At 68.8% G+C, this 26198-nt stretch carries 30 protein-coding genes; 22 read left to right on the top strand and 8 right to left on the bottom strand.

What is annotated here, in order from left to right:
* Positions 1-4: 4 nt before the first annotated feature.
* Together ACZ516_RS22580 and ACZ516_RS22575 are read left to right on the top strand one after the other, a co-directional pair.
* Complete coding sequence (locus ACZ516_RS22580) at positions 5-3865, top strand: non-ribosomal peptide synthetase (RefSeq protein ID WP_469011493.1); 3861 nt, start codon at positions 5-7, stop codon at positions 3863-3865.
* Positions 3862-6144 carry a beta-ketoacyl synthase N-terminal-like domain-containing protein gene (locus ACZ516_RS22575; protein WP_469011492.1) on the top strand — a complete coding sequence of 761 codons (2283 nt, stop codon included), beginning with the start codon at positions 3862-3864 and terminating at the stop codon, positions 6142-6144. Before ACZ516_RS22580 ends, ACZ516_RS22575 begins: the two co-directional genes overlap by 4 nt.
* Before the next feature lie 19 nt (positions 6145-6163).
* On the opposite strand, the gene ACZ516_RS22570 is transcribed toward ACZ516_RS22575, so the two are convergent.
* Positions 6164-6925, bottom strand: a complete 762-nt coding sequence (locus ACZ516_RS22570; RefSeq protein ID WP_469011491.1) for a thioesterase II family protein — start codon at positions 6923-6925, stop codon at positions 6164-6166.
* Between the two features lie 197 nt (positions 6926-7122).
* On the opposite strand from ACZ516_RS22570, the gene ACZ516_RS22565 reads away from it, so the two are divergent.
* A complete protein-coding gene (locus tag ACZ516_RS22565; protein WP_358586027.1) occupies positions 7123-7551 on the top strand; it encodes an SRPBCC family protein in 429 nt (142 codons plus the stop codon).
* A 70-nt stretch (positions 7552-7621) separates the two neighbouring features.
* Here ACZ516_RS22565 and ACZ516_RS22560 read toward each other — a convergent pair whose 3' ends face one another.
* Positions 7622-8134 (bottom strand): hypothetical protein, encoded by a 513-nt coding sequence (locus ACZ516_RS22560; protein ID WP_469011490.1) that lies wholly within the window; start codon positions 8132-8134, stop codon positions 7622-7624.
* Between the two features lie 341 nt (positions 8135-8475).
* Between ACZ516_RS22560 and ACZ516_RS22555 the strand changes: the two genes are divergently transcribed.
* Complete coding sequence (locus ACZ516_RS22555) at positions 8476-8859, top strand: DUF6083 domain-containing protein (protein WP_469011489.1); 384 nt, start codon at positions 8476-8478, stop codon at positions 8857-8859.
* 408 nt (positions 8860-9267) lie between these two features.
* On the opposite strand, the gene ACZ516_RS22550 is transcribed toward ACZ516_RS22555, so the two are convergent.
* The 3 genes from ACZ516_RS22550 to ACZ516_RS22540 all read right to left on the bottom strand — a co-directional run bounded on the left by ACZ516_RS22550 (position 9268) and on the right by ACZ516_RS22540 (position 11042).
* Positions 9268-9627 carry a hypothetical protein gene (locus tag ACZ516_RS22550; protein WP_361079396.1) on the bottom strand — a complete coding sequence of 120 codons (360 nt, stop codon included), beginning with the start codon at positions 9625-9627 and terminating at the stop codon, positions 9268-9270.
* 1 nt (position 9628) lies between these two features.
* Positions 9629-10261: a DUF6313 family protein gene (locus tag ACZ516_RS22545; protein ID WP_361079394.1), complete on the bottom strand. Its 633-nt coding sequence runs from the start codon at positions 10259-10261 to the stop codon at positions 9629-9631.
* Between the two features lie 499 nt (positions 10262-10760).
* Positions 10761-11042, bottom strand: a complete 282-nt coding sequence (locus tag ACZ516_RS22540; protein WP_469011488.1) for a hypothetical protein — start codon at positions 11040-11042, stop codon at positions 10761-10763.
* A gap of 236 nt (positions 11043-11278) precedes the next feature.
* On the opposite strand from ACZ516_RS22540, the gene ACZ516_RS22535 reads away from it, so the two are divergent.
* A complete protein-coding gene (locus ACZ516_RS22535; RefSeq protein ID WP_469011487.1) occupies positions 11279-12334 on the top strand; it encodes a DNA cytosine methyltransferase in 1056 nt (351 codons plus the stop codon).
* 14 nt (positions 12335-12348) lie between these two features.
* A complete protein-coding gene (locus ACZ516_RS22530) occupies positions 12349-13473 on the top strand; it encodes an SRA domain-containing endonuclease (RefSeq protein WP_469011486.1) in 1125 nt (374 codons plus the stop codon).
* A 70-nt stretch (positions 13474-13543) separates the two neighbouring features.
* Here the strand turns inward: ACZ516_RS22530 and ACZ516_RS22525 are convergent, their stop codons facing one another.
* The gene (locus ACZ516_RS22525) at positions 13544-14350 is read right to left on the bottom strand and encodes a DUF6602 domain-containing protein (RefSeq protein WP_469011485.1); all 807 of its coding nucleotides are present in this window, start codon (positions 14348-14350) and stop codon (positions 13544-13546) included.
* A gap of 205 nt (positions 14351-14555) precedes the next feature.
* Between ACZ516_RS22525 and ACZ516_RS22520 the strand changes: the two genes are divergently transcribed.
* The 3 genes from ACZ516_RS22520 to ACZ516_RS22510 all read left to right on the top strand — a co-directional run bounded on the left by ACZ516_RS22520 (position 14556) and on the right by ACZ516_RS22510 (position 16345).
* Positions 14556-14945 carry a very short patch repair endonuclease gene (locus ACZ516_RS22520; protein ID WP_469011484.1) on the top strand — a complete coding sequence of 130 codons (390 nt, stop codon included), beginning with the start codon at positions 14556-14558 and terminating at the stop codon, positions 14943-14945.
* Between the two features lie 372 nt (positions 14946-15317).
* Positions 15318-15764 carry a GntR family transcriptional regulator gene (locus ACZ516_RS22515; RefSeq protein ID WP_469011483.1) on the top strand — a complete coding sequence of 149 codons (447 nt, stop codon included), beginning with the start codon at positions 15318-15320 and terminating at the stop codon, positions 15762-15764.
* 11 nt (positions 15765-15775) lie between these two features.
* A complete protein-coding gene (locus tag ACZ516_RS22510) occupies positions 15776-16345 on the top strand; it encodes an HD domain-containing protein (RefSeq protein WP_469011482.1) in 570 nt (189 codons plus the stop codon).
* On the opposite strand, the gene ACZ516_RS22505 is transcribed toward ACZ516_RS22510, so the two are convergent.
* Both ACZ516_RS22505 and ACZ516_RS22500 read right to left on the bottom strand, forming a co-directional pair.
* Complete coding sequence (locus tag ACZ516_RS22505; RefSeq protein ID WP_469011481.1) at positions 16333-16806, bottom strand: NUDIX hydrolase; 474 nt, start codon at positions 16804-16806, stop codon at positions 16333-16335. The genes ACZ516_RS22510 and ACZ516_RS22505 overlap by 13 nt on opposite strands.
* Entirely contained in the window at positions 16803-17573 is a 771-nt protein-coding gene (locus tag ACZ516_RS22500) for a helix-turn-helix domain-containing protein (RefSeq protein ID WP_469011480.1), read from the bottom strand. Before ACZ516_RS22500 ends, ACZ516_RS22505 begins: the two co-directional genes overlap by 4 nt.
* A gap of 714 nt (positions 17574-18287) precedes the next feature.
* Between ACZ516_RS22500 and ACZ516_RS22495 the strand changes: the two genes are divergently transcribed.
* The 13 genes from ACZ516_RS22495 (at position 18288) to ACZ516_RS22435 (ending at position 26186) form a co-directional block, all read left to right on the top strand.
* On the top strand, positions 18288-18437 hold the full coding sequence (locus ACZ516_RS22495; RefSeq protein ID WP_469011479.1) for a hypothetical protein: 150 nt from the start codon (positions 18288-18290) through the stop codon (positions 18435-18437).
* 117 nt (positions 18438-18554) lie between these two features.
* Complete coding sequence (locus ACZ516_RS22490) at positions 18555-18995, top strand: NUDIX domain-containing protein (RefSeq protein ID WP_469011478.1); 441 nt, start codon at positions 18555-18557, stop codon at positions 18993-18995.
* A 30-nt stretch (positions 18996-19025) separates the two neighbouring features.
* The gene (locus ACZ516_RS22485; RefSeq protein ID WP_469011477.1) at positions 19026-19454 is read left to right on the top strand and encodes a protein kilB; all 429 of its coding nucleotides are present in this window, start codon (positions 19026-19028) and stop codon (positions 19452-19454) included.
* A gap of 82 nt (positions 19455-19536) precedes the next feature.
* Complete coding sequence (locus tag ACZ516_RS22480) at positions 19537-19746, top strand: hypothetical protein (RefSeq protein ID WP_469011476.1); 210 nt, start codon at positions 19537-19539, stop codon at positions 19744-19746.
* A 159-nt stretch (positions 19747-19905) separates the two neighbouring features.
* Positions 19906-20172, top strand: a complete 267-nt coding sequence (locus ACZ516_RS22475) for a DUF6284 family protein (RefSeq protein ID WP_469011475.1) — start codon at positions 19906-19908, stop codon at positions 20170-20172.
* The gene (locus ACZ516_RS22470) at positions 20169-20624 is read left to right on the top strand and encodes a Pycsar system effector family protein (RefSeq protein ID WP_469011474.1); all 456 of its coding nucleotides are present in this window, start codon (positions 20169-20171) and stop codon (positions 20622-20624) included. Before ACZ516_RS22475 ends, ACZ516_RS22470 begins: the two co-directional genes overlap by 4 nt.
* Positions 20621-21739 (top strand): hypothetical protein, encoded by a 1119-nt coding sequence (locus ACZ516_RS22465; RefSeq protein WP_469011473.1) that lies wholly within the window; start codon positions 20621-20623, stop codon positions 21737-21739. The genes ACZ516_RS22470 and ACZ516_RS22465 overlap by 4 nt, the downstream gene beginning before the upstream one ends.
* Entirely contained in the window at positions 21739-22095 is a 357-nt protein-coding gene (locus tag ACZ516_RS22460) for an RRQRL motif-containing zinc-binding protein (protein ID WP_469011472.1), read from the top strand. Before ACZ516_RS22465 ends, ACZ516_RS22460 begins: the two co-directional genes overlap by 1 nt.
* A complete protein-coding gene (locus ACZ516_RS22455) occupies positions 22088-22405 on the top strand; it encodes a hypothetical protein (RefSeq protein WP_469011471.1) in 318 nt (105 codons plus the stop codon). Before ACZ516_RS22460 ends, ACZ516_RS22455 begins: the two co-directional genes overlap by 8 nt.
* Positions 22402-22578 (top strand): pRL2-8, encoded by a 177-nt coding sequence (locus tag ACZ516_RS22450; protein WP_469011470.1) that lies wholly within the window; start codon positions 22402-22404, stop codon positions 22576-22578. The genes ACZ516_RS22455 and ACZ516_RS22450 overlap by 4 nt, the downstream gene beginning before the upstream one ends.
* A gap of 136 nt (positions 22579-22714) precedes the next feature.
* Positions 22715-24841, top strand: a complete 2127-nt coding sequence (locus ACZ516_RS22445; protein WP_469011469.1) for an FtsK/SpoIIIE domain-containing protein — start codon at positions 22715-22717, stop codon at positions 24839-24841.
* Positions 24842-25048: 207 nt separating this feature from the next.
* The gene (locus ACZ516_RS22440) at positions 25049-25489 is read left to right on the top strand and encodes a hypothetical protein (RefSeq protein ID WP_469011468.1); all 441 of its coding nucleotides are present in this window, start codon (positions 25049-25051) and stop codon (positions 25487-25489) included.
* A 13-nt stretch (positions 25490-25502) separates the two neighbouring features.
* The gene (locus ACZ516_RS22435) at positions 25503-26186 is read left to right on the top strand and encodes a PP2C family serine/threonine-protein phosphatase (RefSeq protein WP_469011467.1); all 684 of its coding nucleotides are present in this window, start codon (positions 25503-25505) and stop codon (positions 26184-26186) included.
* Positions 26187-26198: the final 12 nt, after the last annotated feature.

The raw sequence follows: 26198 nt of genomic DNA, 5'->3' as shown, positions 1-26198 counted from the left end.
CCCAGTGGACGCACCGCACCCGGCGGACACCCAGCACGACCCGGCGGACGCCCTGCACGACCAGGCGGACGCCCCGCACCCGGCGACCCAGCCGCACCCGGCGACCCAGCCGCACCCCCCGACCCAGACACCCCCGGCGGCCGCCCCGGAGGAGTACGAGTTCCCCGTCTCCGACGCCCAGGCCCGCCTCCTGGTCCTGGACCGGCTGGACCCCGGCACCCCCCAGTACAACGTCCCCGCCGCCTTCGCCGTGCACGGCGACTTCGACGCCGACGCGCTCACCCGCGCGCTGGACGCCGTCGTGGCCCGGCACGAGGCTCTGCGCACCGTCTTCCGCACCGCTGCCGACGGCACGCAGGCGCAGATCGTCTCCGCCGAGGGCCGCGCGCACGTCACGCTCGTGCGGGACGTACCGGCGGCCGAGGCGGACGACCGGATGCGGGCGGAGGCCGCCCGCCCCTTCGACCCGGCGACCGGACCGCTGCTGCGCTGCACGGTGCACGCCGTCGACGACGGCAGCCACCGCGTGCTGCTCGTGGCCCACCACCTGGTCTGCGACGGCTGGTCCCTGGGCGTCATCCTGCGGGACCTGTCGACGGCGTACGAGAACGAGCGCGGCGCGCACCCGGCCCACCCCGTACGTCCCGCCCTCCCCGAACTCCCGCTCCAGTACCCGGACTTCGCCGCCTGGCAGCGCGACCGCCAGGCCGAGGGCGCCTACGCCGAGGCCGTCGCGCACTGGGCCGGGCGGCTGCGCGGCGCCCCCGAGGTGGTCTCGCCGCCCCTGGACCGGCCCCGCCCGGCGGTGCGCTCCGCGGCGGGCGGCAGCGAGCGGTTCCTGCTCGGCGCCGGGGTGCGCGAGCGCCTGGCGGAGGTGGCCCGGGCCCGGGGCGCCACGCCCTTCATGGCGCTGTTCGCCGCGTACGCCGCGTTCCTGGGGCGGCTGACGGGCCGCGACGACCTGGTCATCGGCTTCCCCGTGTCGGGGCGCGACCGGCCCGAACTCCAGGAGATGGTCGGCATGCTGACCAACACCCTGGCGCTGCGCGTCGACCTGTCCGGCGACCCCACGTACGGCGAGCTGATCGGCCGGATCCGCGCGGAACTCCTGGCGGGCGGCCCCTACCAGGACGCGCCCTTCGAGGCCGTCGTGGACACCCTCGCCCCGACCCGCGACACGAGCCACGACCCGGTCGTGCAACTGGTCTTCGCCTACGACGACGACACCGACCTGTCCCTCGCGCTGACGGGCGCCCGGGTCGAACGCCTCCCCCTGGCCCTGCGCACGGCCAAGTTCGACTTCCACCTGCACGTCGAACGCTGGCAGGAGCCTGCGGAGACCCCGGGGGGCGACCATGCGGCGGAACCCCCCGAGGACCCGACAGCCACCCCCGCCGCTGCCACCCCCGCCCTCGCCGCCCACTTCATCTACCGCCGCGACCTCTTCGAGGCCGCCACCGTCCGCGCCTGGGCGCGCAACTTCCGTACGCTGCTCGACGCCGCCCTCGCCCGCCCCGACCTGCCGCTCCACGCGCTCGACGCCGTCCCGGCCGACGAGCGCCGCGCGGCCCTCGCGGCCGCCGACCGGACGGCCGAGGCGGCACCCACCGACCGCCTGGTGCCCGACCTGATCGCGGACGTCGCGGCCGCCAGGCCCGACGCCACCGCTCTCGTCTGCGGCGACACCAGGCTGACCTACCGTGAACTGCTCGCCGAAGCCGACGCGTTGGCCGCCCGCCTGCGCGCGGCCGGCGTGCGCCCCGGCTTCCGGGTCGGCCTGCTGCTGCCCCGCTCGCCCGAGATGGGCATCGCGGCGCTCGCGGTGCTGCGCGCGGGCGGCGCGTACGTCCCCCTCGACCAGGCGCACCCGCACGCCCGCCTCGCGCACATGGTCGCGGCGTCCGGCACGGGCCTGCTCCTGACGGCGGCCCCGACCGAGGCCGCCGCACAGCGGCTCGGGGTCCCGTACCTGCGCACGGACACCCCGCCGACTGCCGACGAGCCCGCTCCCGCGCTCCCGCCTCCCGCCGACGAGCCCGCTCCCGCGCTCCCGCCTCCCGCTGACGAGCCCGCTCCCGCGCTCCCGCCTCCCGCCGACGAGCCCGCACCCACGCTCCCGCCTCCCGCTGACGAGCCCGCACTCGCGCCCCCGCCTCCCGCTGACGAGCACGCCCCCGCGCTTCCGCCGACTGCCGACGAGCCCGCACCCGCGCTCCCACGGGCCGCCGATGAGCACGCCCCCGCGCTTCCGCCGACTGCCAACGGACCCGCCCCCGCGCCCCCACCCGCCGCCAACGGACCCGCCTCCGCGCTCCCGCCGGCGCCCGCCCCCACCGTCGACGACCTGGCCTACGTCCTGTTCACCTCCGGCTCCACGGGGGTTCCGAAGGGCGTCGCCGTCGAGCACCGGGCGCTGCTCAACCTCACCCGAGCCGTGCGCCCCGCGTTCCCCGTCACCGCCGAGGACCGCGTCCTGCAGTTCGTGTCGTTCGGGTTCGACGTCGCCGTGTCCGACCTGTTCTTCCCCTGGGTCGCCGGCGCCGAGCTGCACATCGCGCGCGACGACGAACGCCTCGGCGACGCGCTCTTCGCCAGGCTGCGGGACTCCCGCATCACGTACGTCTTCCTGCCGCCGTCCGCCGCCATGCTGCTGCCCGACATCAAGGGGCGCCTGCCGCACCTGCGGACGCTCGCCGTCGGCGGCGAGGCCTGCCCCGCCGAGCTGGTCGAGCGGCTCAGTGAACCCGGCCGCCGGATCGTCAACGCGTACGGCCCGAGCGAGGCCACCGTCTACGCGACCACCGCCGACCTCGAACCGGGCGAGCCCGTGGTGATCGGCCGCCCCGTCCCGGGCGCCCGCGTCCACGTCCTGGACGCCCGCCTGCGCACGGTGCCCACCGGCGTGAGCGGCGAGGTCTACATCGCGGGCGCCTCGCTGGCCCGCGGTTACATCGGCCGCCCCGGCCCGACCGCCGAACGCTTCGTCGCCGACCCGTACGGCCCCCCGGGCTCCCGCATGTACCGCACCGGGGACCTCGCCCGCGTGGACGCGCACGGCCGGCTCCACTACCTCGGCCGCTCCGACTCCCAGGTCAAACTCCGCGGCATCCGCATCGAACTCGGCGAGATCGAGGCCCTGTTGGCGGGCCACCCGGACGTCGCGGTAGCGGCGGCCGCCGTACGCACCACCGCCACCCCCACCCCGGAGCCCGCCACCCCCACCCCGGAGCCCGCCCCCGCCACCCCGGGGCCCGCCCCCGACCAGCGGCTGGTGGCCTACGTCGTCCACCGCGAGGGCGCCACCCCCGCCGACGACGACCTCCGCGCCCACCTCGCCGAACGCCTCCCCGGCTTCATGCTCCCCGAGGTCTACGTCCACCTCGACGAACTGCCGCTCAACCGCTCCGGCAAGATCGACCGGGCCCAGCTGCCCGATCCGACACCGCGGCGGCCCGAGTCCAGCCGTACGTACGTCGCCGCCCGCACGGACACCGAGCGGCGCGTGGCACAGGTGTGGTCCCGCGTGCTGACCCTCGAACGCGTCGGCGTCCACGACAACTTCTTCGACCTCGGCGGCAACTCGGTGCGGCTCCTGAGCGTGCTGGACGCCCTGCGCGCGCTGCCGCCGGCCGGGGAATCGGACGGCGCCACCGACCTCACCCTGGTCGACCTGTTCCGCCACCCCACCGTCGCCGCGCTCGCCGCACACCTCGACCGGCGCCACCGAGGCGCCCCGGACGAAGCACCCACCAGGGCGACCGAGGCCCCCACCGTCACGGCGGCGGAACGCAGGGGCGGCGACCGCCGCGCACGCCAGAACGCCGCCGCACAACGGCTCCGCTCCAGAAAGGGCACGCCACGATGACCGAGCCAACACCCCAGGCCTCCACCCGGGTGCCCGAAGCCGACCGGACGGCAGCACCCGAGACCACCACCGGCACGGATTCCGCCCCCGACGCCACTGACTCCACTGACGCCCCCGACGTCACCGACGTCTCCGACTCGGCGATCGCGATCGTCGGCATGAGCGGCCGCTTCCCTGGCGCCCCCGACCTGGACACGTACTGGGCGAACCTGCGCGACGGCGTCTGCTCCCTCACCGACTTCACGGAGGCGGAGCTGCTGGCCGACGGCGCGGACCCGGCCGAACTGCGCCGCCCGGAACACGTGCCCACCAAGGGGTACTTGGCCGAAGCCGACCGCTTCGAGGCCGAGCTGTTCGGCTTCAACCGCACCGAGGCCACCGCCCTGGACCCCCAGCACCGGCTCCTCCTGGAGACCGCCTGGGCCGCCCTGGAGGACGCCGGGCGCGACCCGCTCGCCGCCCCGGACCGCACGGGGGTGTACGTCGGCGGCAGCCCGACCGAGCACATGCTGGCCGCGCACACCGACCGCGAACTGGCCGCGTCCATCGGCGCGATGCAGATCCGCATCCTGACCGACCGCGAGTTCCTCGCCCCGTGGATCTCCTACCGCCTCGGCCTCGAAGGCCCGAGCCTGACCGTGCAGACGGCCTGCTCGACCTCCCTGAGCGCCGTGCACCTCGCCGCCCAGGCGCTGCTCCTCGGCGAGTGCGACACCGCGCTCGCGGGCGGCGTCAGCGTCGACACCGTCCGCAGACAGGGGTACGTCCACTACGAGGGCGGCATCTTCTCGCCCGACGGCCGCTGCCGCCCCTTCGACGAACGGGCGGCCGGCACGGTGCCGGGCAGCGGCGTGGGCGTCGTCGTCCTGCGCCGCCTGTCCGACGCGCTCGCCGACGGCGACCCGATCCGCGCGGTCCTGCGCGGCAGCGCCCTGACCAACGACGGCGCCACGAAGCTCGGTTTCACCGCCCCCGGCGTGGAACAGCAGACGGCGGCGATCGTCGAGGCCTGGGCAGCGGCGGGCCTCACCCCGTCGGCGGCCCAGTACGTGGAGACACACGGCACGGCGACGGGACTGGGCGACCGCGTGGAACTGGCGGCGGCAAAGGCGGCGTTCGCCCCCGTGCCGGAAACGGGAACAGACACAGGCACCGACACAGCCGGAGAAGTAGCCACCGGCATCGGCATCGGCATAGGCATAGGCTCGGTGAAGTCGAACATAGGCCACCTGGACGCGGCCGCGGGCGTGGCCTCGCTCATCAAGGCGACGCTCATGCTGGAGCACGCGACGCTGGCCCCCACGGTCAATCTGACCCGCCCGCACCCCGAACTGGGCCTGCCCGAGGCGCCGTTCCACGTCGTGGACCGCGCCACCCCGTGGCCCCGCCCCGCCGACGGCCCGCGCCGCGCGGGAGTCAGCTCACTGGGAATCGGCGGTACGAACGTCCACGTCGTCCTGGAACAGGCCCCGGAGCGCCCCAGCCCGGCCCCGCACCCCCCGCACCGCACGACCGAGATCCTCCCCCTGTCGGCCCGCACGGAGACCGCCCTCACCGCGCTCGCGGCCCGGCTCGCCGCGGCCCTGCGCTCCCCCGACGGCCCCTCCCTCGCCGACGCGGCGCACACGCTGCGCACGGCCCGTGCCCCCATGGACGTACGCGCGTACGTCCTGGCGGCGGACGCGGCGGAGGCGGCCCAGCGGCTGCTGGCGCTGGCGGAGGGCCGCCCGTGGCCGGAGCAGGAGGACGGCCCGGACGCGGCCGGCCTGCGCGAACTCGGGGAGCTGTGGCTCAAGGGCGGCACGGTCGCGTGGCCGGAGGCGGCGGAGGGCGCCCGCAGAGTGAGCCTGCCGACGTACCCCTTCGCGGGGGAGAGGTACGGCGCGCTGACGCTGAAGACGGCGCCCAGGACCCCGGAATCCGAATCCGCCGTGTCCGCCGCGACCCCCGCCCCGGGTGCGGAGCTGCTGCCGGCGGTCCACGCCATCCTGGCGGAGGCCCTGGGCCTGGACACGCCCGGCGCCACCGCTGAGGGGGCGGCGGGCTTCGCCCCGGGGACGACCTACTTCGCGGCGGGCGGCGACTCGCTGACCGCCGTCCACCTGGTCGGCCGGCTCCGGGACGAGCTCGGCATCGACGTACCGATCACCCTGTTCCTGGAGGAACTGACCCTCCAGGAACTGGCGGTACGCATCGTCGAGGCGAAGGAGCCGGACGGGGCGGACGACTCGCTGGACGCGCTCCTCGCGGAGTTCGAGGCGGAGGAACCCCCCAAGTAGCCCGCACACCCGCCCGCACCTACGGGGTCGTCATCGCCTTCCGATCGGGCAGCGAGGAGGCGATGACGCTCGCGACGTACGGCAGGTGGGCGTCGAGGAAGAAGTGGCCCCCGGCCAGGACGTGACAGGAGAAGGCGCCCCGCGTCTCGCTCTCCCAGGCACGCGCCTCGTCGGGGGTGACGCGCGGATCGCTGTCGCCGGTGAGGACGACGACGGGACAACTCAGCGCCTCCCCGGGCCGGTAGACGTAGTCGTCGACGATCTGGTAGTCGGCGCGCATCGGCGGCAGGAACAGCGAGACCAACTCGGGGGAGTCGAGCAGCTCGTCGGCGGTGCCCGACAACTTGCGCATCTCCTCGACGAGTTCGGCGTCGGTCATGTCCCGCACGGCACGCCCCGCCGCGGGCCGGGCCACGGCGGGCGCCGCCCGGCCGGAGAGGAACAGGGCCACGGGGGGCCGCCCCTCGGCCTCCAGACGCCGTGCGGCCTCGAACGCCACCAGGGCGCCCATGCTGTGCCCGAACAGGGCGAGGGGCGCGTCCCCCGGCCCCTGGGGCAGCTCGTCCAAGACGGCGTCGACGATCTCGTCCGGCCCCGCGGCGAACGGCTCGCCGAACCGGTCCTGCCGCCCCGGGTACTGCACGATCAGCGGCTCCACGACACCCGTGACGGCGGCGGACATCGCGTGATAGGCGCTGACCGACCCGCCGGCGTGCGGGAAGCAGAGCAGACGGACCCCGGCCTCGGGTGCCGGGTGATAGCAACGTATCCAGTCGCCCACGAAGGCGCCCTCCTCTCCTGTACCGCGGCGAACCGCCGACCGGTGCGCCGCCGCGGCCAGCATGCCGGACGAACGGCGACGGCGGGGCGAATTCCCGGCGGCGGAACATCCACGGCGATGGATCCCCCGAGCGCGGGTAACGGAAAGGAGAGTCACCGGGCCGCCGAACGCACCACGTACGAAGGAGAGATGAACTCATGGCATCCTCGCTGCTCGAAGCCGTCGACATCAAGGCACCCGTGGCCGTGAGCTGGGAACTCTGGGCGGACGTGGAGCGCTGGCCGGCGTTCCTGAGCCACGTCAAGCACGTCCAGCGGATCGACGGCACCACCTTCGCCTGGCAGGTCTCGCTCCCCGGCGCGGACAAGAGCTTCGTGGCGGAACTCACCGAGGTGATCCCCCAGGAGCGCATCGCCTGGCGCACGACGGAGGGCGTCCACCACGCGGGCGTGGTCACCTTCCACCACCTCAGCGACACGGAGAGCCGGGTGACGCTCCAGATCGAATACGACCCCAAGGGCTTCCTGGAACACCTCGGCGCCCTCACCAACCTCGACGCGACCCTGGCCAACTACGACCTGGGCGAGTTCAAACGCATGGCAGAACACGAGGCGACGGGCGCCTGACGCGCCGGACGGTGCGTACGTGGACTGCGGGCACTCCCGAGAGGGCTCCCCGCCCGTCGGGGAGACCGTCTCACCCGGGCGGCGACCTGAGGGCGTCCTGCGCCGCGAACAAGAAGTCGCGTACGGCGGCCTGCATATCCTCAAGCCCGCCCGCACGGCCGCCAACGGACCGGAGCGCGCTCTCCACGACGAGGGAGGCGGCGCTGGAAACCTCGGTCGGCCCCTCAAGGGTGACGACGTACATCGCGTGACGCGCCTCGCTCATGAGCGGCCGGCTGATGCCGGCGCCACTGCGGCGCGCCTCCAGAAGCCGCTCGGCCACGACGAGGAAGGCGACGTAGGCCTCCCGCCGCAGATCCAGCCGGCGCATGGCGCGCTGATCGCTGAGCGTCGCCTGGACGGAGCGCAGGAGCGCGTGCGCCTGTTGCTCCCCCGCGTGCCGGGCGGCCGCGGCCTGCTCATCCCCGGCATGCCGAGCGGCCTCGGCCTGCCGAACCCCGGTACTCCGCGTGAACCACCCCGTCACCAAACTCCCGGCCACCGCCGCCCCCGCCGCGATCAACGCGACCCCCCAGTCCTCCACCCCCACCATTCTGCCGCCGACAAGCCGTGGAGATCGGCGGTCTCGGCGTATACCTCAAATTCTCCCGAGCGCCGGACAACGAGGTTCCCGAGCAGCGCCATCCAACCGACGGGGTGGAGCAAGCCGTGCGCTCGCCGCCAGCGAATCGCCGGGTCGACCCAGTGCCATTGCGGCAGCCGCTGAACCGGGGGCGCCGCCGAATCTCGGCCGTGTGCCGACGGACGTCGGTTGTTGGCGGTACCTGCCGCGTCGCGTTTCGTACCGCTGACGGACTGCTGCTCCAGGGGTTCCGTCCAGTTCGCGCTCTACGCCTGGACTGACGGACTGGCGACCCTCACGGTATGGGGCTTGTAGAGAAGGAACCGCGGCGACTGAGTGGTGGGCAGTCCCGCTGCTCTGTCTGTGGGCTGTTGCAGGACCGGGTGCCGACACTCGAGCAGGACTGGGTACTGCTGGAACCGGACATGAAGCCTCTGGCACACACGGTGCCGGCCGAGCATCGGTGGATCGAACTGCCCGACGGGCGGGTGACGGTGTACGGGGTGTGCCCGCCGGACCAGTTCCAGCGCTGCCGCGTAGAGCACCGCCTCGCGTGCCCCGCGCAACCGTTGCCGGATCTATGGCCGTGGCTGACCTCCCTACGAGGGGAGAACGCCCGGCAAATGAGACGACAGCACGATCCGGAACAGCCCCCACCCCCTGAAAAGTGGCCGGACGCCGGCTGATGGACGTTCCTAGCGACGCATGGCCGCGAATACGCAAAACCCCCGGCCTTGGCGAGGCGGCGCCCGAGGCGGGGCCAAGTCAGGATCATCACGACGTCGGCCCGTTGTTAACGTCGGAGGGCATGGAAGCCGTCATGCGTGAGGCGTGCGAGGCGGCAGACCTCGACTCCACCGAGGCAGAACTGCTCCGCACGACCTCCAACGCGGTGTACGGCCGGAGACCGCCGAGAAGACCTACACTCCCGCAGCGATCCACAACCTGTGCTCGCCGGCCTCCTCTGCCAAGTCGCGTGCGGCGGCACTATGGCCGGCGTCGCGAACGCTCCGGCGGAACTCGGCGAGGCACTTGACGCACTGCGCCGATTTGAGTGCCGCACCATTCCGTATATGGCTCCGGCGCCGCTCTATTCACGCGAACGGCACAACGGGGTCGTCGGGCTCGGGCGGCCGAGTCCGACGGATGAGGTCTGACATGTCGTCCGTATGCGCCCACGTCCGATACTGGGCGACGGATTCGGCGTTGCGATCCCACCCGTGCATGAACTGCTCCGGTTCCGCTGCGGGAAATCCACTGGGTGCGGCGTGAGCGGCATCGAAAAGGTCGACAAGCATCCGGCGACTCAGACTCTCGTCAAGGTGGTCGGCGGCATCCTCCGAACCCCATAGAAGCACCGCCTCCGCGGCCCGGGTGAGACCGTCTGTGCTCGCAGTGGGCATGGCCAGTGCCAGCGAAGCCCGGACGATCTCCAGCGCGTCTTCTCCGCGCATGTCAGCGTCTCCTCTCGCAGACGAGGCACTGACCAGTCAGGGCCGCGAACCGAAGCGCCATCTTTGCTGTGTTCTGAGCCTGTCGCAGACATTCGTGTCTGTCCAGGAGGGCGTACTGCTCCGTCGACATGACGTACTTGACGAAAAGCTCCCAGTGATCTTGCGCCCGGTCCCAGTCGTTGCGATGGGCGACGCGTACCCAGGCGTCAACGAAACCCTGTTGCGCGTGCGTCCCATGAAAGTACGGCCGGAGATCCTCGATGAGTCCTGGGGGCGAAAGTCGCTGGGCCAGGCGCCGTTGAGTGAAGGCGGCATTGCTCGCCACTGCCTTTGACCGGTCAATGCGCTTCGCGATCACGTGGCCGGCGATTCCACCAATGATGGCGGGGACGAGGAGCCAGCCGATGACCGACGCGATCCACAGGAGGACATGACGGGGAGCGCTCAATAGGGCGAAGGCCTGGTAGACGTCGCTAGGGCTTGCAGCGCGTGCGGCAAAGACGTACAGGACCCCCACCAGGATGCCGATGGGGACTCCGACGTCGAGGACCCACTGACTGACACCTTTCAGCGCCTTCCGTGAGCGCCAAGTACGCCGTAGCCGTCTGACCAGGGGCGTGCGCGTGGATGGCAACTTTAAGTGACCTGGGATCGGGATGGGCCCAACGGGCAAGGCTCCCCCTGTGTGCCAGCGTGCACCCCATGGTGGGCACGCATTCTCCAAGGGGCCGATTCTGCCGTAGGCCGCGGGCGAGTCGGCAAGTGCAGTCCCCACTTGGGACGGAACCGTGTCCTCGCGCAGTTGCCCCTTGCAGTGCACCCACAGCCTGTGGGCAGGCGACAACCAACGGCAAAGAGCCGGACCCAGTGAGACTGGGGCCGGCTCTTTAACGTGGCACTCGCGCAGGTCAGCGACTTGATCACGCTGATAGCTGCGAAGTGCCCCCGGCAGGATTCGAACCTGCGCACACGGCTCCGGAGAGAACGCGCCGATGAGGTGTGCCATCCCCTTTGACCTGCGCCGCAGCCCAAGAGCATTGAGTGGCGCCTTAGGCCGTGTCGGAGGTGTGTCGCGAGATTCTTGCCGGCGCCGCCCTCCGCAGTGCTTCCCAGGCACCTTGCGGTACGCCACTTCACTCCACAACCTCGTCATTGGCCACGGCAAAGACGAAGCTTTCAATGTCCTCAACTTCTGGGGGGCCATGGGGGGTTCGAGCGGCATGGACAGAGTAGTAGCGGGCCACGAGACCGCAGAGAGTGGACTCGTCCGCTTGCTCTGGCATCAATACGAAGCTCACCTTGCCAGGCGGGCCAACCGGGCGGACTCGTCGGCCTAACCCGTCAAAGGCCATGTGGAAGCCTTCTGCGTCCTCGATGAGTTCGTTGGTGACAGCAAGGTCATGGATGATGTACATGCTCCCATCCTCATCGAAGAGGAGGACCGGATCTCGAGGCTCTGATTGCCGGGGCGTCATCAGGGAACGAACCTCCTTCAGTGCACGATCGACAGCACTCTCGACACTTCTCGAGCTTGGCGCGGTGCTCTGTGCGGGCAATCAGCTTCCCGTGGCATGACGATAATCGGTGTGCCGCTCGCCGATGTCACCGATGGGTGTCATCGTCGCCTTCCGACCCTGGGGAATGAAGACGCATGCACCCGATCAAGGCTGTGAACCTCTTTGCGGGATCAGGCGGCCTGGACCTTGCCGCTAGGAGGTTAGGGGTACAGACCGTTGGCGTGGAGATCGACCCGAACCCCTGCGCCACTCGTAGTGAGGCAGGCTTCCAAACAGTCGAGGGTGACGTGCGTGAACTCGGGCCTGCCAACTTCCCGGACGAGTTGGTGCTGATGGGAGGCCCACCACACCAGGTGTTCTCTGTGGCGGGCCAGGGGGCAGGAAGAGGCGCGTTGGTAGATGTGCTGGGCCTCGTCGACTGCTTGAGGCGTCGAGAAAGCATCGACTCTCATGTAGCCAAGCTGCAGGACCCGCGGGCGGAGCTGGCCGTGCAACCCCTGAAGTGGGCTCTGACCGCGGTTGATGGAGGGCGGCCTTACGAGGCCATCGTGCTGGCCCAGAGTGCCTCCGCGCTCCCTCTGTGGGAAGCCACGGCCACTGCCCTTAGGGGAGAGGGCTACTCGGCTGTCTGCGGCACGCTCCGCGCCGAGGAATACGGCGTGCCACAGACTCGTCGAGTGGCAGTCATGATTGCCCGCAGGGGAAGTGACGTTGCGCTGCCCCAACCGACGCATCGCAGGTACCACTCCCAGACGCCTCGGGACATAGGAGACCCGGAGCTCTTGCCATGGGTGACCATGGGAGAAGCACTCCACAGTCCGGGTCCGTTCACTGTTATCTCGAACTATGGCTCTGGCGGAGACCCAAGACGTCGTGGTCAACGCACCTCTGCTGAGCCCGCATTTACCGTCACTGGCAAGGTCTTCCGTTCCAAGGTCGTGGCTTCCGACGGGCGGGTGCTCCGGCTCAGCCGTGGTGGAGCGGGCCAACTACAGACGTTCCCGGGTGACTACCCGTGGTCCGGCGGGGACGTGGCTCAGCAGATCGGCAATGCCGTCCCCCCGCTTCTTGCCGCTCACGTCCTCGCCTCTGCCCTTGAACTTCCCACGCAAGTCATCAAGTCCACAACCAGAGCATCGACTTGGGGACTCTTGATGGCGGGCGAGGCCCCTCGTCCGTCAGTGCCGTGATCTAGGCTCGAACCATGACGAAGAGCCTCGAGACGATCGCCCCGGGAGACGTCCGCACCCGGGCACAGATTCGTGCGGTGTTCGGCGGCAGCCCGCAAGGCGGTATCTGCCACACGAAGGGTGAAGGGGGGAACGTCAACATTTACTCCGACCCCAGTGTGGGCGAGAGGCTCGGCTATTACGACGGGTGGCTGGCAGAGGAAGATGAAGAGGGTCCCATCTTTGAATACACCGGGGCTGGGAAGGTCGGAAATCAGTCCTTTGAGGGACCCGGTGGCCCTGTAGGAAATAGGGCGATTCTTAGTCACGCCGAGCTGAATAACACTCTGCGAGTATTCAAGCAGGTTGGCTTTGTAGACGGAACTGGCACAAAGACGCATCGGTATCTTGGCGCATTCACTCTGGACACCTTGCAGCCGTATGTTTGGCGAAGAGTGCACGGTGAGGACGGGAAGCTCCGAAACGCAATCGTATTTCGTCTGCGGCCTGAAGGTGAATACGAGCGTTCGGAGGAGGATGTAATCCCCGTTTCCAGCGAGACTACGTCGAACCTCGTGCCTTTCGAAGAAGTTACAACGGCAATGCTTCAATCGGAGCCCGCAACAAGTGGCACCTTGGGGACGGCAGCAAAGAAGCGTCGCAAGAAAAACGAATCCACCAAGAGGGCTCCGAATCAGGAGACTTCAAGGCTGTTTGTCGTACCTGAGGCTCCCAGCGTCAGAATGAGCCTGCGTGCCGCAACCGCAGCCACAATTTCCATTCGCCATGAAGCCTCCTTGACTCAGTCCTACAAGAACTACCTAGAGTCTGCCGGCCACAAGACTGGTGCTTTCCAAATTAAGGTGGAGGGTCTCACTTCAACACTTCGAACTGGTCTTTATGACGCTACTGATCACGTCCTGTATGAGGCGAAGGGCTCTAGCTCTCGCGAGGACGTGCGGACGGCATTTAGCAAGGTTCTAGATTACAATCGCTATATCAAAGTAGAGGGTCGCAAGGATGAGCCGAAGCCAGTTGTGCTCCTGCCGGCTGCGCCAGACCCAGACATGCGTTCCCTGCTGACGCGGTACGGGGTGGGGCTCGTGTACCGGTCGGAAAGCGGCCTCTTTGTCGGCGACACGGTGCCGACCCTCTGCTAGGGCAATGCTCCTCGGGCTGGTGCTACACCAATCTATGTAGCACCAGGTGGAGGCTTTTTAGGGTGTCTGGCTAGATCTTCCAGCTATCTGCAACCTTCCCTAGCGATGAGTCACCTGCGTATGGAACAAGATTGAGTGGATGCATCCATGCGTCAGAGAAGTGGAGATTCAAGTGAAGTGCTAGCGGCAGGAAAATATCCTGCTCCGGAGTCACGTCGACTTGTACGAGGGTTGACCCTGGCTCGGGTGACCTAGATAGGGATCCATCTTTAGGGCTCATCCATTGGAAATAGCCCTGGCCTGCCACCCAAACGCTGTCTGGCCATTCTGCCGGATCACGCGTCCGGCACCACTCCGCTAGGTGATTCCCTAGAGTTTTGAGCTTGAGACCCTTGAATGAAACAATGATCCCAGAAGTGGGAAAGTGCTCATACGTCTTTCCGTAAGCTTTGGCGATTCGTGGGAGCATGTTAGGGATGGGTCGGTATGCAACCTTCGGCATTTTCCGCAACTTGCTGATCTTGTCACAGGCGTCGTTAATCTCATTTCCGTCCAGGTTTGTTTTTACCTCTACCATTCCATAGACGCATTCGTTAGGGATGATTCGGTACCCTTCGAGCGTCGTGAACGGCGGGGAATCCCGATCAACGATCACAACGTCGCACTGTGGTGACATTTCGCCATTGGCGCTAATAACCTCTGCGTTGTGAATTGCCTCTACGTGTGAGGGTAGGTAGACGGACAGGAAATTCTTGATGAGGATTTCGCGTGATGCGCCAGCCTCGCCGTTGTGATTGAAGCTCTGCGACTGCTCAAAATCTGCATGCATTCGCTTGGCTACGGAGCTCAGAATCTTGTCAAGTCTGTACTTCGGCATGCGTAAACTCTAGATGGCTCTGGGGCATCGGTGCGTACAGTTTGAACAGCGAGGCAGAGGCAGGCGTAGTCCTCGCATCGAAACGTGCCCCGCCACACACGTCCTCAACGCCGCGCTGGGGTTTGACGTCTGTCGCCCGTGTGCCCCGTGCCGGCAGAATGCTGCCGTGCCCCAAGTCCCCTCTTCCTCCGCCGTTTCCGCTCGCATGAGCCGACAGCGCGCCCGTGGCACAGCTGCCGACGTGGCGGTCCGACAGCTCCTACATGCAGCGGGCCTGCGCTACCGCGTGGACGTTCCGGTCCCCGGCATGCCTCGCGGCAGGATCGACATCGCTTTCACCACGGCCAAGATCGCAGTAATCGTAGATGGCTGCTTCTGGCACGGCTGCCCCGAGCACGCAACACAGCCGAAGGCGAACGCCGAATGGTGGCAAGCCAAGCTGGCCAGGAACATGGCGCGGGATGTCGAAGTGACCGATCATCTGACCGCTGAGGGATGGACCGTCCTGCGCTTTTGGGAACACGAGCCTCCCCAAGGCATTGCAGAGCGGGTCGCTACTTGTGTTGCAGAACGGAGGCGCAGCCAGACACCGTAAGGGTCGGAAGCGATAGGCAGAGCGCCGGATCTCCGGCGCGATGCCGAGCTCCTCCTGCACCTCGCGGACGCATGCCGTAGCGGTGACTCGCCCGCGTCGACGTGTCCCCCTGGGATGTCCCGCTAGTCCTTGTACGTCGGCTCAAGAAGCATGACGCGGCCCTGGTTATCGAAGAAGAGCGCGCCCGAGAGAGCGTGCCGATCACTCAACACCCCTCCTGACCTGCGGCGGCGCCTTACCCGGACGCGGGCTGGCAGCGCGGCGTGTCGGGTGTGTGTCGCAGGGGCCCCGGCACGCAGTCCACCATGCGAAGCTTGAAGACGTGAGCCTGAGCCGGGGTGCGGCTCACGGAGGCGATGAAGGGAAGGGCACGTGCCGCAGGCCAGTCCGCGAGGTACGTACTTGCAGATCTCGGAGTCACTACGACTGAAGATCGAGAAGGGCAAGATCGTTGAAGCCCTGCCGTCCGAGGCAGAGCTGATGAACGCGTACGGGGTGGGACGAACCACCATTGGACGAGCACTCAAGGCACTCAAGGCCGAAGGCGTGGTCGAGTCCGTGCAAGGCGCTGGATGGTTCGTGGCGGGCACAGGCGACCGTCGCCCCCTCGTAGACAGGGTGACGGACCTCCTACGGGGCGACGGCTTCAGCGTGGGCGACGACTTCCCGTCGGAGAACGAACTTTGCGAGCGGTTCGGGGTGTCTCGTACGGCGGTGCGGACGGCAATTGCGCAGATGGAAGGGAAGGGGCTCATCGGGATGGGTCCGAAGCGCCGGCGGTGCGTTCGCGCCCTCCCGGCAGAAGAGGGGGACTCGTAGCCTTGGAAGCCATGGATCTCACGCAGCGGGCATACAGCCTCTCCGAGTCGATGCTGGCCGAACCGCTCCCACGCCGCTGGCGGCACTCTCTCGGGGTGGCGAAGCGGGCACGCTCGCTACGTCCCATTCTCGGGGACGATGCTGCCTTGTTGGAAGCCGCAGCCGTGCTGCACGATGTGGGGTACTCGCCGAGCATCGCCTGTACAGGTTTTCACCCACTCGACGGTGCACGCTTTCTACGTGACCAGGAAGGCTTGAATGAACATGTTGTCCGCCTGGTCGCGCATCATTCATGCGCTCTCCTGGAGGCCGAAGAGCGTGGTTTGCGCGAGGAGTTGGCGTCTGAGTTCGAGATGGAGCGGCCTGAACTTGTAGACGCGCTCCTCTTTTGCGATATGACTACCACGCCTGACGGTGATCCCACTACGTCGGAAGCCAGGGTCTCGGAAATTGTGGGTCGATACGGTCCTGATACCGTGGTTGGACGATTCATCCAGCGGGCTGCGCCTGAAATTCATGCAGCGGTAAGGCGTGTAGAGCAGCGACTCGGCGCGGTGGAAGTGGCACGCTATCCGATGTAGGGATCGGTTCGCGAAGTGTCGAGGCCGTGCGTGATGCGAAGCCGCATCGACGGATGAATATCTAGCTTGTCGAGGTCCGCCGGGGCGACCCAGCGGACCTCTTTCGATTCCGAGCTGGTGCGGAGTTCGCCGTTAACAGGTCGCGCTCGGAAACAGATTGAGAACTGTTGGCGCACCTCACCATCGTCGTACTTCATCACGTGCTCCGGGTCGGTGTAGAGGCCGACTATGTCGTCCACGATCACGTGAATTCCTGTCTCCTCGTGCACCTCTCGAACGACGGTCTGAGCGATGCTCTCCCCGGCGTCATGACCGCCACCGGGCAGCGCCCACAGGTCGTTGTCGGTCTTGTGGATGAGCAGCAGGTCACCCTGCGCGTTCCGCACTACGGCTGTGACTGAAGGCACGACAGAATTTGCCTTTGGAGCGTTCGGGTCGCGGAAGTAGTCAACTCGGCTCATGATGGTGCACCTTCGTAGTCGGTGGGTGTCTTGATGGGGAGAGCGTTTTCCCAGAGGCGCTCTAGGCTTTCTGAGTAGGTGTCGAAAAGCTCCCCTCCCGGTACGCGCTGAAGGTGCAATACGGGAGCCAAGTAGGCCCCCACCCCGTAGACATGGCCATTGGCCAACAACTCGTTGTCGGATCGGTAAATGGAGTTGTAGAGCGTCGTGCTGTGGAGCCTGAACTCCACTCCAGGGAGGGGGAACAGTGGGGCATAATTGAGTAAGGCATTGCGGATCTTGGCCGCCATGGCTGACCCGATCCCTTCATCGTCCCCCCGCACGGCAACGGCAGGGCTGTTGGGATTCCCCAGCATGAAGCGTACTGGGACGCCATCAGCGGATTTCTCCCGCACAAGGCGATGGAAGCGAGGGTCCTCGGTGAGCCAAAATCCCGAGTAGACCAGCACATCGAAGTGCGTTGTTGCACCGGCGTACAACTTGGTCCACGCGTCTTGAGGAACGACAGAGCGATGGGCGTAGAGCATTATCACCTCTGAATCACTCGACGCGGTGACTTCAGCCGAGGTCCGTTCGTCCGCCCATAGATACGAAACCTCACGTTGCAGCATGGACGCGAGTGCGTACTGAAAGCGCCTGTATGGCTTGCGGTTTGGTTCGGAGATCCAGCGGTCAACCGTCTTGGGCGACACCCCCAAGCGTTCCGCGACCTGCTCTAACTTGAGGCCGCTCTCCACGATCGCGCCGCGGAGCCTCTCGTTCGCCATCGCAGCTCCCCCCGTCTGGGACGTCCTGGGACGACTTTGACTCTAGCGAGCAGGACGCAAGTCGTACATGCGCGGAGTCCAACGTCCCGCACTTCGCATCCAAGCTGGTCATGTCGCTGATCGAGGGCGGCAAGAACCGAAACCGGCAAGCCGTGGGTTGACGGCACGGATTCGATCTGTCACCTTGAGAGGCATGTACTACATGCATCGCTTCGGCGGTGCAGAGGCTGCTTGACCTGCGTAAACGCCCGGAGAGGTCCGTACCGGCGGACTGCCTCGAAGGAAGCGAAGGCGTTGTTTGAGAACTCAACAGAGTGCCGACCCAGCCGCATGAACACGTGCGGTCGATGGGTGTGGGTCACCATCCCGACCGACCATGGCGGGCCGGGTGACCCGCCCGGGAACCACCCTTCGGGGCGGGGACTGGCACTGCGTGATCTGACAAGCACAGAACCTTGCGCGGCATGAAGCCGCGCCCCCCTTGTCCCCGCTCACACGGGAGGTTGGTGTGAACCGACGACATACCCAGCGCCGCCGGTACGGACCGGCCGGCGGCGCCGCTCGGCAGTTCGGTCCGTTCTGGTTCGCGGCGCTTCGGGCGCTGCGGCCGGTTGCCTCTCCTTCCCGTCCGTTCCGCGCTCTGCGTGAGGACGTACGGGAGGGGGTGCGGGGAGCCGGATTCACCGACTTCAGACGATCTACAGAGGAGTTCTGATGGGCCTCGTTTTTGGCTTCCGTGACGGACAGATGATCACTCCGCAGGAGCAGGGCGTAGAAGTCGACGAGTCGTTCACCGTCGAGCCCGGCCAGACCGTCATCGAAGAGAACGGCGACGTCTACACCGCCAACACTCGCGGCGAGTAAGGCACCTCACAACCCTTCCGCAGCGCTTCGCTGCGGCCGGTTGCCTCCGCTGCTCGTCTCGTACGAGCAGCGCCGAGGGGAGCCGGAAGACTCCGCTACTTCCACTCAGGAGCTGACATGACCTGCACCGAGACCTTCGAGACCATCCGCTACACCGCTGACGTGGTCGTCACCACGACCGACGGATACGTCCTGCTGATCGAGCGCGGCTGGGACCCCCACAAGGGGGCGTGGGCGCTGCCTGGCGGTCACGTCGACCCGGGCGAGACGAGCCGCGCCGCCGCCGCCCGCGAGCTGGCCGAGGAGGCCGGGGTGTACGCGATGCCCGAGGACCTGGTCCAGCTCGGCGTCTGGGACCGGGCCGACCGTGACCCGCGTGGCAGGTACGTGACCGTCGCCTACCACCTGGAGGTCCTGCCCGGCACGGCCATTGAGGCCGGTGACGACGCGACCCGCGCCCAGTGGTGGCCCCTGAACGACCTTCCGCCGCTCGCGTTCGACCACGCCGACATCCTCAACCGGTGCCCGGCCCGCCTCGCGGACCACCACAGCAAGTAGGACACCGCTTCGCACTCGAAAGGACTGCTCATGTGGGCGACCGTTCTTGCCGTGGTGGGGACCTTGCTGGGGTCCGTCACCACGTACTTACTGCAACAGCGCGGATCGGACCGCGCGGCACTTCGGCGGGACCGTCTGACGGCGGTGACCGCCTTGGCGACGGCGCTTGCCGATCATCGCCGTGCCATGTGGGTCCGAGAGGATCTGCGGCTTGCCGGCGCGGACGCCTCCACCTTTGAGGCGGCCCGTACGGAAAGCCACTCGACGCGGAGCGCGATCACCGCGCCTTTGACCACGCTGTCCATCCTCGCCCCCGCGCTGGCAGCAGTGGCCCAGGACGCAGCGACAGCCACCTACCGGCTGCGTGACGCCGACTCCCCCCAGGCTCTGAACGCTGCGCGGGAGACCGCCATCACGGCATGCGAGCGGCTGACCCGCGAAGCGGCCAAGACCCTCTGACCCACACTTCAACGGCGCGCGCCCTCGGAGCGGACACTCCGGGGGCGCTGTAGGGCCGTGCCCACCAGGAGAGGAACACACCATGGCTACCCAGCACTACGAGGCCCGCGTCAACATCCGCCCCCAGGGCGGCAGCGACGACGACGACCTGATCACCATCTATCTCGACTGGGACGGCCCGGTCGGCCTGTCTCCGCGGGAAGCCCATGCCGCCGCCGCGAAGGCCGCTCTCAAGCAGGCGCGCGGCACGGTCGTAGGGACCGGCGTCAACATGAACGGGCGAGTGAGTTAGTGCAGTCACCTGACCAGTCCTTGCACCACCTGTGGCTCCTGATCGCAGCTCTGATCATCGCCACCGTCTGACCCCACTACCCCGAACGGCGCGCGGCCCCGGAGGTGCAACTCCGGGGCCGCTGTCGAGCCGTACCACCTGCTAGGGAGACCACGACTCATGAACCAGATTACTGTCCAGGACGCTGTTACCGCGTTCACCGACTTCGTGGAACCGACGAGCGCGGAGCTGGACGCGGTCGAGCGGGAGATGCCCGTCATCCTGGCGGACGTCGACCTGCTCGACGCGCAGATCATCACCCTTGACCGAGTCCCGTCCGAGCTGGACATGCGGCGCATCCGCCGGGCCCGCCGCAAGGCGCTCGCCGCCCGCCGCCTCCTCGCCAACACCGCCACCGCCGGCGGGGTTTCGGGGGTGGGCGCGTGAGTGCCATCGACTCGAACCTGACGGCCGCGCACGCTGAGGTGAAGGCCGAGATTGCCCGCACGGACACCAAGGTCAGCCTCCTGCTCGCCTTCGTCGGCGCACTGCTGGCGGGGACGTGGACGATCGCCAAGGACGTGTCCTTGCCGCTGCCCGCCTATGTGGTCGGCGGCCTCGGGGTGGCCCTGCTGCTCGCGGCGGCGTGCCTGCTGCTCTCCTCGGTCCGCCCGAACTTGGGCGGGGCCCGCCCGGTGGGTTTTCCGCTGTGGGCGACGCTGAGCGCCGAGGAGATCACGGCCCATCTGGCCGAGGACCGGCGCGCGCAGGACATCGCCGGCCTGGCCCGCCTCGCCGTCGCCAAGTTCACGGCCCTGCGGCGGGCGGTCGACCTGACGCGCGCCGGCGGGGCCCTGCTCGTCGTCGCCGTGCTGATCGCGGTGGGGGGTGCGCTGTGAAGGCGAAGACCGTACTGCCCGCCGTCACGATGACGGCCGTGTCGATGGTGCTCACCCTGGCCGTGGTCGTGATGTGGCTCGGGACGGCGGTCCCGTGGCCGGTCGCCCTGATCGTCGGTCTCGGCATCGACGGGGGGTGGCTGGCCACCCTCGCCTACGAACGCCGCCTGGCCGCGCAGGGCGACCACAACCGTGCCGTGACCGCCGTCGGCTTCTGTTTCGGCCTGCTCGCCTCCGGAGTCCTCATCGCGCACGCGGTCAGTGCCGAGCACTCCGGTGCGTGGCTGGCCGTGGCCTGGCTACCCCTCGCCGCGAAGGCCCTGTGGCTGGTGCACGGCCTGTGGGAGCGCACCGCACTCACCTCCCGTGCGCTGGACGCCATCCAGGGCATCCAGCAGGAAGCACGCGACGAGGCGGCCGTGGCCCGCGCCCGTCTGCGAGCGGAAGCGGCCACGGAGGAGACGCGGTTGATGGCCGTGACGGCGGCCGGGGCACGCGTCGCACGCGTCCAGGCCAAGACCGCCCGCACCCTGTCCGGAGCGTGGTCGACGCTGGAGACAGCCCGCAAGGGAGCGGAAACAGGCAGGGCACTGACCAGCGTCTCCGCACCCGTCACGGCCCGCTGGGAGCTGCCCGTGTGGGGCCCGACCGACCCGCTGCCCACACCGATCGCAAATACGGAGAAATCTACCGGGATCGTGAGCAATCGGTCTACGGCTGACCTCGGGGTATCGACCCCCGAGCAAGTGAGTGTGGAGCGGGCCCCGATGCCCGATCCCGTGCCGGTCGGGTTCCTGAAGTCGATTTTGCCCTTCAAGCCGCCGCCTTCGATCGATCCGGCCCCGGTCGCGCCGGTCGAGCGGCGCGCGGTGGCGGCCGAGTCGACCCGACCGCGTCGCGCCACCGGCCGTGTCCCGGACGTGGCGAAGTCGAGTCGACCCAAGCGCACCCCGGAACAGTTGCTCACCGAAGCACGGGCGGCCACGGCCGGTTGGCCGGACGCGAAGGTGACCGGTGAGGGCATCCGCCGCGCCGTGCACACCTCACCGGCGAACGCGCGGATGCTGCGGGACACGATCCTCGCCGAGCGTGCCGCCACAGCCAAGGGCGCGTGATGGCCACGCTGCCGGTGTTCCGGTGGCGCCTGGCCCCGGACGGCTACGCCACCCTCCGCCAACTCCGCGCCCGAGGTCTGCGGCCCGGTGGCCAGGGGGTGGCCGCGCAACTCGAACGGCCCCGCCGTCGGCGGGGCCCGCTGGTCGCCTACCTCTACCGCATCGAGCTGGCCAAGCCGGTCCGGCCGATGACGCCGGGCCGGTGGGCCGCGCTGGCCAAGGCCAACGCCGCCCGCCGCCTGTGCCCGCAGTGCGGCCGCGATGCGGGCTACTGCATCCCGCGCTCACTCGGCATGTGCGTGACCTGCGCCTACCCCGAACATTCCGATTCCCCAAGGAGTGCTTGCCATGGGTAAGCCCGACACCCGACGTCTGGACCACGAGATCCAGGCGACTGTCCGCAAGCTGGCCGCCGTGCAAAAGCGCGAGATGTGGCCGCTGGACGGACGCGAACGCCGCGCCATCCTCTCCGCCGCTGCCAGCAGCTCGGTGAAGGTGGTGCGGCACAAGAGCACCGCCCGCGACGAGACCAAGGCCGACACCGCCTGGAAGGCCGCTGAGATGCGGCTGAACGCGGAGATCCTCGCCTTGCAGGCCGAACGGCAGCGCATCGTGAACGAGAACGCCAGGGCCAAGGCCGCGAAGAAGTCGTCGGGTTGGTGGTGAGCGTGGCCGCCAAGCCCGCGCCGCCTGGTGAGTGCCCGCAGTGCTGGGAGCACGCCTACGACAAGAGCATCCACCGCCGCCTGAAGCCGCGCGAGGACTGCCCGCAGTGCGTCGACCACATGGTCAACGGGTGCCCCGCCCTCGTGCCCAAGAAGCCGTCCCGCTGGTGGTGACCACGCCCGCCGGCGCACGGCCCGCCGCCTGACGCGCGCTCATGCATCTCTCTGCTCGGGGTGGCCGGTCCCCAACCGGCCACCCCGACGCCCCCATGCCTTCCGCCCCATGTAGGGCAGTCAGGAGCCTTCCCCCATGAGCGGCAACGTCGTTCACCTGAACAAGAACCCCGCCCCGCCCGCCCACACCGACCCCGACACCGCGAGCGTGACCACGCTGAGCGTCGTCCCCGACCCCGCCCCGCCGGCGCCCGTTCCGCTGTGGGTGCGCTCCGGACGTGCCGTGCGGCGTGTCGCCGCCGACGAACGCACCCGCGAGGCGGGCCGTGCGGCGGTCCGCCACAGCATGTACGTGGTCGGCGGGACCCGGATCGTGGCCCGCCGTACCTGGGACGGCCGCACCGGCTCCCGCTACGAACGCATGCTCCGCGCCGCCGAAGCCGCAGGCAACTACGAGGTCGCCCAGGAGTGGGAGGAGCGCCTCCAACGCTTCCGCGACGCGCGCCACCGCCGCCGTATGGACCTGCTGCGCTCCCCGGTCGACGCCGCCAAGGGCGTGGCGGTCGGCACCGGGATGGGCATCGGCACCCTGGTTGCCCTCGGCGTAGTGATGGCCATCAACAACGGCGACGTCAAGGACGTCATCACCCCGCTCAACGCGACGATCGAGTTCATCGCCCTGCTCATCCGGATCGTGCAGGTCGTCTGGGGGCCCGCCCTGACCATCGGCCCCTTGTTCGCCCTGCTCGCCCTGTGGTCCGTCGGGCGCAAACAACAGGCCGCACCGGGATGGGCCCTGCCCGTCAACGTCCGGTCCGGTGAGGGCGAGCCGATCACCCCCTCCATCGTCGTCAAGGCCCTGCGCGACCTCGGGGTGCCCGCCCTGCGCAACGCCATCAAGGAGATGGGCGACGCCGGCGCCGCCATGCTCGGCCCCATCCGCATCGCCGGATGCGGCGTCGAAGTCGACGTCACCCTCCCCTCCGGGGTCTCCACGGTGGAAGTCCAGCAGCGGCGCCGCAAGCTCGCGGAGAACTTGACCCGCCATGAGCACGAGGTGTTCATCACCATCCCCCAGGCCGCCCGCACCGTCCGCCTGTGGGTTGCCGACTCCGGAGCGTTGGACGAGCCGATTGGCCCCTCGCCGCTGGTCACCGACGAGACGATGACCGCCGACTACACCAAGGGCCGCGCCCCCTGGGGCCAAGACCTGCGCGGGGACGCCGCCGCCCTGTCCCTCTACCAGCGCCACCTTCTGATCACGGGTCTGTCCAACCAGGGCAAAACCGTGGCCCTGCGCTCCCTCGCCCTGTGGCTGGCGCTGGACCGGTCGGTGCAGTTCCTCATGGGCGACCTGAAGGGCGTGGGCGACTGGGCCATGTTCGACGGCCTCGCCTCCACCCTGATCCAGGGCCCCACCGATGAGCACGTCATCCAGGTCACCGAGATGGTCGAGGGCGCGGTGGAGGAGATGAACCGCCGTATCCAGGCCCCGCCCGGCACCACCTTCCCGCCGCTGATCGTCCTCGTTGACGAGGCGCAGGTGGCGTTCATGTGCCCGGCCAAGGACGACGAGAAGCGGCCCTACGGCGGCTCCAAGGCCACCAGCCGGTACTTCATGGCCGTCCGCAAGATCCACAACCAAGGTCGCGCCGTGAACGTGCTGATGTGGCAGGGCACCCAAGACCCGACCAACGAAAACCTGCCCAAGCTGGTCCGCGAGGGCGCCCACACCCGCGCCTCCCTCGCGCTCGGCACCGAGCAGCAGGCCCGCATGGCACTCGGGGACAAGGCCGTCGACGGCGGCGCCGCCCCGAACCTTCTGCGCCCCGGCCTGGACCGGGGAACGCTGGTCGTCGCCTCCGACGGCATCACCATCCCGGCCGGGCAGTCGTCCATCACCGTGCGCACGCACTACATCGATGACGATGCCGCCAAGGCCATCACCGAGCGGGCCAAGGCCCTGCGCGACGGCGTCACCACCCTGCACGCCATCGACCGGGGCGAGGGCCGCGACCCGCTCGCGGACATCGCGTCCGTGCTCGGCACGGCGGAGCGCGTGCGCACGAAGGATGTACTCTCCCGCCTCGGCACACTCAACGCGGACGCCTACGGCGGCTGGTCGTTCATCGACCTCAAGCGTGTGCTCGATGGCACCGGAGCGGAGCCGTACAAGTCCGACGGCGTCATGGTCGTCAGCCGCGACCGCCTCGCACGCGCCCTCGCCAACCGCGACGGCGAGGGTTCCGCTTCCGCGTCCTGACGACAGGGAGGCGCCCCCTGCCAGGCCAGGGAGACAGGGAGAACTCCCTCACCCCCTCCCTGACCCACCTCCCTGGCCCTGACCTGCACAAATGATCAGTCAGGGAGGCAGGGAGGTGCGCAGGTCAGCACCCCTGAAACCCCCTCCACAGCACCCCCGGAAGGGGGTGCCTCCGCCTCCCTGAACGCTCCGATGAAGGGATTCCGCATGTACCCCGAAGCCACCCCCAAGACGGGCGCCACGGGCGCCGGCCTGACCGACGCGCAGGCCGAAACAGAAGCGCGGCGGATCATCGCTGACGCCTACCGCGACACCACCCCCGTCGCCCAGCCCGGACGGCCCCCGATGAGCCAGAGCGCCACCGACGCCAGCGTCCTCATGCTCACCGGCGGCGCCACCACCGTCATGGTCGGCGGCACGGCGGGCGTGCTCATGTACGTCTCGCAGTTCGCCGACCCGATCGTCTGCGGCCTTGTCTTCGGCGCCCCCACCGCCCTCCTGCTCGCCCTCGCCCGCCTTGCCCGTCGAGGTAAGCCCGCCCCCGAGATCCACCACCACTACCAGGGCCCCGTCCACCAGGACCAGCGCACCGTCCACAGCCGCACGAACGGTGTGTGGGCCAAGACCACCAACCAACACCCCCGCTGAATCAGGAGCACACATGATCCGCACCGGACTTGCCACCCGCGAGGGAACCGCCGCCGACAACGCCGATGCCGCCAAGGTCTACGAGCTGGCCAACGGCACGGTCGGAGCCGCCATCATCGACGGCATCGGACACGGCCCCCACACCTCCACCACCGCCCCGCTGCTCGCCGAGGTCGCCGCCCGGATCTCCGCCCGCCGTGGACCGCTCGCCGGACTCCTCACCGCCTCCGAACTGATCGCCGACAAGGGCGCCGACGGCAAGGAGGCGGACGCGGTCGCGGTCGCCGCCCGAACCGTCCCCGACGACGGCATTACCGTCGTCAACTGGACCGGCGACGCCCGCGCGTACGGCTGGAACGGCCGCCGCCTGGAGCTGTACACCGACGACCACACCGTGGGCGCCCAGCTTCGTGCCAACGGTGTGGCACTGGAAATCGCCCGCGAACACGACAACTGGCTCCGCACCAGCCTCGCCCGCGCGACTATCGGCACCGTCTACACCGCTGGCATCCGCGACCAGCTCATCATCCTTACCACCGACGGCATCCACGACCAGATCCCGACCGACCTTCTGACCGGCCTCGTACGCGAGTACGAGGCCGATCCGGCCGCGCTCGCCGCCGCCCTGGCCGCCGCCGCGCAAGACGACACCGACGGCTACCGCGACGACGCCACCGCCGTCGTCATCCTCCGCTAACAACCAAGGGCG

This window comes from Streptomyces sp. NPDC034037 (genome assembly GCF_055575715.1).
The sequence above is the reverse complement of the archived record's forward strand: the minus strand, read 5'-3'. Positions and strand labels throughout refer to the sequence as shown.

What these genes read in the sequence shown, in the direction of transcription:
- ACZ516_RS22505 (WP_469011481.1), bottom strand. Translation starts at nt 16,806, where the DNA reads ATGAGCCGAGTTGACTACTTCCGCGACCCGAACGCTCCAAAGGCAAAT.
- ACZ516_RS22520 (WP_469011484.1), top strand. Translation starts at nt 14,556, where the DNA reads ATGAGCCGACAGCGCGCCCGTGGCACAGCTGCCGACGTGGCGGTCCGA.
- ACZ516_RS22455 (WP_469011471.1), top strand. Translation starts at nt 22,088, where the DNA reads ATGGGTAAGCCCGACACCCGACGTCTGGACCACGAGATCCAGGCGACT.
- ACZ516_RS22575 (WP_469011492.1), top strand. Translation starts at nt 3,862, where the DNA reads ATGACCGAGCCAACACCCCAGGCCTCCACCCGGGTGCCCGAAGCCGAC.
- ACZ516_RS22485 (WP_469011477.1), top strand. Translation starts at nt 19,026, where the DNA reads ATGTGGGCGACCGTTCTTGCCGTGGTGGGGACCTTGCTGGGGTCCGTC.
- ACZ516_RS22475 (WP_469011475.1), top strand. Translation starts at nt 19,906, where the DNA reads ATGAACCAGATTACTGTCCAGGACGCTGTTACCGCGTTCACCGACTTC.
- ACZ516_RS22460 (WP_469011472.1), top strand. Translation starts at nt 21,739, where the DNA reads ATGGCCACGCTGCCGGTGTTCCGGTGGCGCCTGGCCCCGGACGGCTAC.
- ACZ516_RS22535 (WP_469011487.1), top strand. Translation starts at nt 11,279, where the DNA reads ATGCACCCGATCAAGGCTGTGAACCTCTTTGCGGGATCAGGCGGCCTG.
- ACZ516_RS22500 (WP_469011480.1), bottom strand. Translation starts at nt 17,573, where the DNA reads ATGGCGAACGAGAGGCTCCGCGGCGCGATCGTGGAGAGCGGCCTCAAG.
- ACZ516_RS22480 (WP_469011476.1), top strand. Translation starts at nt 19,537, where the DNA reads ATGGCTACCCAGCACTACGAGGCCCGCGTCAACATCCGCCCCCAGGGC.
- ACZ516_RS22490 (WP_469011478.1), top strand. Translation starts at nt 18,555, where the DNA reads ATGACCTGCACCGAGACCTTCGAGACCATCCGCTACACCGCTGACGTG.
- ACZ516_RS22540 (WP_469011488.1), bottom strand. Translation starts at nt 11,042, where the DNA reads ATGTACATCATCCATGACCTTGCTGTCACCAACGAACTCATCGAGGAC.
- ACZ516_RS22440 (WP_469011468.1), top strand. Translation starts at nt 25,049, where the DNA reads ATGTACCCCGAAGCCACCCCCAAGACGGGCGCCACGGGCGCCGGCCTG.
- ACZ516_RS22445 (WP_469011469.1), top strand. Translation starts at nt 22,715, where the DNA reads ATGAGCGGCAACGTCGTTCACCTGAACAAGAACCCCGCCCCGCCCGCC.
- ACZ516_RS22435 (WP_469011467.1), top strand. Translation starts at nt 25,503, where the DNA reads ATGATCCGCACCGGACTTGCCACCCGCGAGGGAACCGCCGCCGACAAC.
- ACZ516_RS22555 (WP_469011489.1), top strand. Translation starts at nt 8,476, where the DNA reads ATGGGGCTTGTAGAGAAGGAACCGCGGCGACTGAGTGGTGGGCAGTCC.
- ACZ516_RS22495 (WP_469011479.1), top strand. Translation starts at nt 18,288, where the DNA reads ATGGGCCTCGTTTTTGGCTTCCGTGACGGACAGATGATCACTCCGCAG.
- ACZ516_RS22530 (WP_469011486.1), top strand. Translation starts at nt 12,349, where the DNA reads ATGACGAAGAGCCTCGAGACGATCGCCCCGGGAGACGTCCGCACCCGG.
- ACZ516_RS22550 (WP_361079396.1), bottom strand. Translation starts at nt 9,627, where the DNA reads ATGCGCGGAGAAGACGCGCTGGAGATCGTCCGGGCTTCGCTGGCACTG.
- ACZ516_RS22565 (WP_358586027.1), top strand. Translation starts at nt 7,123, where the DNA reads ATGGCATCCTCGCTGCTCGAAGCCGTCGACATCAAGGCACCCGTGGCC.
- ACZ516_RS22525 (WP_469011485.1), bottom strand. Translation starts at nt 14,350, where the DNA reads ATGCCGAAGTACAGACTTGACAAGATTCTGAGCTCCGTAGCCAAGCGA.
- ACZ516_RS22510 (WP_469011482.1), top strand. Translation starts at nt 15,776, where the DNA reads ATGGATCTCACGCAGCGGGCATACAGCCTCTCCGAGTCGATGCTGGCC.